4 protein-coding genes and 1 other RNA gene are annotated in these 4,966 nt (G+C 42.2%); 4 read left to right on the top strand and 1 reads right to left on the bottom strand.

Going from position 1 to position 4,966, the window contains the following annotated elements:
- Nucleotides 1-215: 215 nt before the first annotated feature.
- The 3 genes from AC075L_RS04840 to AC075L_RS04830 all read left to right on the top strand — a co-directional run bounded on the left by AC075L_RS04840 (nucleotide 216) and on the right by AC075L_RS04830 (nucleotide 3,107).
- Nucleotides 216-2,171, top strand: coding sequence for a hypothetical protein (locus AC075L_RS04840; protein ID WP_476387263.1), 1,956 nt, complete (start codon nucleotides 216-218; stop codon nucleotides 2,169-2,171).
- A gap of 42 nt (nucleotides 2,172-2,213) precedes the next feature.
- Entirely contained in the window at nucleotides 2,214-2,681 is a 468-nt protein-coding gene (locus tag AC075L_RS04835; RefSeq protein WP_118409267.1) for a hypothetical protein, read from the top strand.
- Nucleotides 2,682-2,837: 156 nt separating this feature from the next.
- Complete coding sequence (locus AC075L_RS04830) at nucleotides 2,838-3,107, top strand: hypothetical protein (RefSeq protein WP_147412357.1); 270 nt, start codon at nucleotides 2,838-2,840, stop codon at nucleotides 3,105-3,107.
- Nucleotides 3,108-3,264: 157 nt separating this feature from the next.
- On the opposite strand, the gene ssrA is transcribed toward AC075L_RS04830, so the two are convergent.
- Nucleotides 3,265-3,613: a transfer-messenger RNA gene (ssrA, locus tag AC075L_RS04825) on the bottom strand.
- Nucleotides 3,614-4,170: 557 nt separating this feature from the next.
- Here ssrA and AC075L_RS04820 point away from each other — a divergent pair.
- The gene (locus AC075L_RS04820) at nucleotides 4,171-4,851 is read left to right on the top strand and encodes a response regulator transcription factor (RefSeq protein ID WP_020993968.1); all 681 of its coding nucleotides are present in this window, start codon (nucleotides 4,171-4,173) and stop codon (nucleotides 4,849-4,851) included.
- Nucleotides 4,852-4,966 lie beyond the last annotated feature (115 nt).

Raw genomic sequence — 4,966 nt, 5'->3', positions numbered from 1 at the left:
ACCTTATGGACTCCATTAAAAAAAGATGGCTATATTGGAATTATTGGATATTTTGATATTGTAAAATAGAAAAATGCAAAGCGGTGGAAGAAATGTGGCATATTCTGATATGACACTGGTCGGAAACTGTATTCGGAGCGGGCATTATTGGTTTAAGGAATGCGGGATTCTTTGTTTTCGGGATACTTGATGAAAGTAAAGAAAGGATGAGATCATTGGACTGGAGACAGGATAAGGATTACCTTGATTATATCGACAGCGGGGAATCCGCGGCAGTATATATAGTCAAAAATATCGTAAAGTCATTGGATACAAAAAACATGTGGGTAGATGTTGTATCAATAAATACTTATTACAAAAGAGGCTCTGGGAATATTGCGTTTAACTGGATCGTTGTGGAGTTGTTTCCGCGGAAAATAAAACCAAAGTATGACACTGATCCGGATTATAACAGATACCTGACCTGGCTGACTGCACATGAGGATATTGAGAAACAGCGGGATTCCGGTTTCCATGGAGAAAAGTTTCTTGTACTGTGTGACCTGTATGACAAGAATAAGAATAAGTTTACCACCCATACAGTGATCGCTAAGAAGTATTGGGAACCGATGGAAGCTTACCGTCCCATGGAGATCAAAAATCCTGTTGATCCAGAATGGGAGTATCGGGTCCGGGCGGTTAAGAAAGTTAATGCAAAACAGATAAGGTTTGCTCCCGGACCGAAATCTGTCTCTGTGATCCGGATCAGTAAAAACAATATCTTATGCGGTGCCTCAGATATGGTATCGAATGTTTTGGATACCTATAAGAAATTTCATGGGAAACAGATCGGTATCCTTATCCGGAATGGAGAGAACCTGTACGTGGGGTGGACGGATGAGGAGAAGGTCCGTATCAAAGATGAAAATGTATATCTGAAGCCGGAAACCAGGGAAGATTCCCTGGAAGAAGCAGAAGCCCAGTCCCGGGAAGAGGTTGCTTCCCGTTACTTTGTATTCAGCATCCTGCAGGGGGTATTGAATGATGGCAGGATATTAAAGGTTCCGGAGAAGATCAATGTATTAACACCGTCCCCATACCTGATCTTTTCCATGGCAGACGGGTGGCTGGAAGACAACCGGTATGGAACTTTTGCGGATATTGTTGAGCGCACAGATGCACCTCTTATGAAAGGCGATATGATCCTCACTACGATAAAGATCGAGCGCGATGATGCCGGCCTTGGGAATATCTGGAACAATGGAAGGAGTACAAGGTATGATGCGTGGAACAATGACCGCGGAAGAGGAGAAAGGAACCGTACCCACGATGCCCATATCCCCGACAGGAGAGTTGTCCCGGTTAACCTGGTAGATACGATTGATACTTACACTATTACGGAAAAGAAGTTCCGCCTGACCGTTACGGAAGTTCCGGTAAAGGTAGTCAGGGAAGGAAATACAACGGTGACCCAGTTCCGGTACGATACGAAAAAGACCAATGAGTATCTTGGTAAAATAACTTCTTATCTGACAGTAAAAAACAACAAGCTATATGAAAAGATCGATGTGAAAGGAAAGTCGCCCGAACAGATCCTTGCAGCTGCAAAAGCCTATGGCTATGTCCATACAGATGCAGAGCAGATCACGATGGACCACACGCATTCTTATTACACGGTATTTGAGAGCATTGTGCATACGGAAACAGAAAAAGAATACTACGTTTCCGCCAAAAAGGATAATTACTGGAAGGATGCGGATTCCTTTGCCAACATGAAGATCCGGCCGGGCGAATACCTGAATCTGACATTTTTAAATTCTGTATATCTGGTCTATGCGATCCAGAATCATAAGATTGGCGGATGGCGACGTGGGGGAATGACGGTAGACTATGCCAACAGTATCCCGTATCTCAATAAAGCACTGGAGTATATCCGGAAACGGGAAAAGGAAGAAGCTGTCATGATTGGCAGATATATGGAGTTGTATGAGGGATGGCAGGTAGATGTCTCTGAGTGGCGGCTAAAAAACAATTACCATCGTCTTACAGATGCGAGAGCAGGGAAATTTGCAAAAGAAAAAGCCGGGAAAATCCCAGCCAAAAGGAGAAAAAATGTATATGAAAAGCAATCCTGCTTGTTTACGACTATTAATATAACGGAAAATAATGGTGAGATTGTGAAGAGAATGTAGTTAAATTGTGAAAAGTAGTTGGTGTGACAGAAAGGAGGAAGTATGATCATTTCGATTCCTTGCAAATTTGGTGAAAAAGCATTGTGTAGAAGAATGCTTGTGTTCTGTGGTGTGGACTGGTTCAGATGGTCTTCCGGCATGGAGTATACGTATTTCTTTGAGACAGGAGATTTCTGGCATGAGGCAGATTTCTACACAGGAGATGGAGCTGGCATGTCCAAATACATCGAAGTGGATAATGTCCTGCTTTCTTCCTTTGTTCTGAGGGAAAAAGGCTTACCTCTCCGCGGAGAAGGATCCGTAGAAGGATTCCGGTTCAAAAACGGAAAAAAATATGACCCTATCCTGTGCGAAACTTTTTACTTTTTGCATCATTGTGTCGAATCTGATGAGAAAGGATACTGTGTTCCCGGTGGGGATATTATTTTCCAGAGAAACTGGAACGAAAAACAGATAGATGCTATACTGTCCAAAAGAGGAGGAAAAGGTCGTGAAAGTAATATTTCTTGATACTGACGGTGTTTTGACACATACGGATTACCTCAACTGGCAGACCAGGCACATTGATCCGGAAAAAGTCCTTGAACGAATCCCGTCTGTCATTTCCTTAGACCAGCTGGACATCCACTGCAAACATGGGACAGGCAGGGCTGCGGAGGTGGAGAAATGGCTTATCAGAAATATGACATGTTCCACAGTTTCGTCCGTCTTTTTGGAATGCCGGGGAGACAAAACTGGGATAAGAATCTGATACGTAAGAGAAAAAAGGAAATCTCAAAAGAGCTGACAGATACGATCAGGGAAAAGAAATTGAAAAGACGGAGGTGTATGGTCTGCGGAAGGAACCTGCCATTTGGCTACCCATACAAACTGTGCCAGCCCTGCTTTGAAAAAAAGAAGTTTTTTGAGGATTTTTTTGAGACTGTGGATACTTAAATAGTGCTGTCTCATTACAATTAAGAGAAACAGACACAAAAAAAAGAGGGCTAAAAACCCTCTTTTTTGTTTACCGTTCCAACGACACAACTAACATTCCGACATTCTTATATACAATTACTGTACAAAATTTGTCAGGGTTCGCTTTGTCGTGGTCAAGTGGACCTGGCGGGAATTGAACCCGCGTCCGAAAGCCTATTCATTAAGGCATCTCCCATCACAGTCGCTGTTTTAACATTCCCTTGGATGTACGCCCACCGACAGGCTTACAACCTTAGTAGCTTCATGATACATCTACCGGGGCAAAGCTTACCCGGCAAGGTTTCTCACATGGTCGACGTCAGATTCCTGAAGTGTGAGTGCATCAGGGCTGACGAGCAGCAATTAGGCTGCTAACGCGTACTGTTCGTCTGCGTTTATATTTAGTTTCCCGGTTGGTACGCAGTCTGGGAGTCTGCGGATGGCTTCCCCAACTTCAAAGCCCCCGTCGAAACCAGTACAAGCCCTGAAAATGAGTCTGCAACGCTGTTTTTTCATAAAACAGCACTGGTGATGAGACGAAAGCACTTTTTAATATTGATATATCATTCATTATATAAGATATATCGACTAAGTAATAGTATAGAAATAAAAACAGAATTTGTCAAGAAGATTTTTATATTTGAGACTGCTTGTTACTGTTCACTTACCATTATCCCGCGAGGTGTTTTGGCATGAATATGCCAAAATCCCGAGACATACAAGCCAAAATTCCATTGCCGCAGGCAATTTGGAATGAATTTTGGCTACGTTACTGAGAACGGAGTGAACAGTAACGGCTATTTGGTGTTGTGAACAGCAATACTTATAATTTTTCTGTCATATGTTCACAAATCTTACATAAATCTCTGCTATAGTAACCATATGAAAGATAAAATCTGTTGCTGAGGGCGATTTTCCCGGATTTTGCGCTGTGGCTGTAAAGGCGCTGAACAGTCGTGGATTTTAACAATACTCGGAAAACAGTATAAATAAAAAGTAAAAACTGTTTCGGAAAATAATGAAGAAAAACGGAGGGGATCAAATGGATACATTAAAAATCCTGGTGGTGGATGATGAGAGCCGCATGAGAAAGCTGGTAAAGGATTTCCTGACAAAGAAGAATTTCCAGGTACTGGAAGCCGGTAATGGTGAAGAAGCCATGGATATCTTTTATGAGGAGAAGGACATCGCACTGATCATTTTGGATGTCATGATGCCGAAGATGGATGGATGGGAAGTTTGCCGTGAGATTCGCAAGAACTCAAAAGTTCCGATTATTATGCTGACTGCAAGAAGTGATGAGAGAGATGAGCTTCTTGGATTTGATCTGGGGGTAGATGAATACATCTCTAAACCATTCAGTCCGAAAATCCTTGTTGCAAGAGTGGAGGCAATTCTGAGACGTACAGGTCAGAATAATCCGGAAGATGTGATTTCAGCAGGCGGCATTGTTATAGATAAAGCAGCACATCTGGCTACGGTGGATGGTAAGCCTATGGAACTGAGCTTTAAGGAATTTGAACTTCTGACATATTTTCTGGAGAATCAGGGAATCGCACTTTCCAGAGAAAAGATCCTGAATTCTGTATGGAATTATGACTACTTTGGAGATGCCCGTACGATTGATACCCATGTTAAGAAGCTCAGAAGTAAAATGGGAGATAAAGGTGAATATATAAAGACTGTATGGGGTATGGGATACAAGTTTGAGGTAGACGAATGACAGGAAACGGAAAAACAGATAAAAAATTTCATACTCTGCAACATCAGATTTCAGTAGTGTTTATATGTCTGTTACTGCTTTCGATCTTTACCATTACTCTGATCAATGGTCTTTT

The sequence above is a fragment of the Blautia sp. ZXY-1-B12 genome (assembly GCF_056339915.1).
The sequence above is the reverse complement of the archived record's forward strand: the minus strand, read 5'-3'. Positions and strand labels throughout refer to the sequence as shown.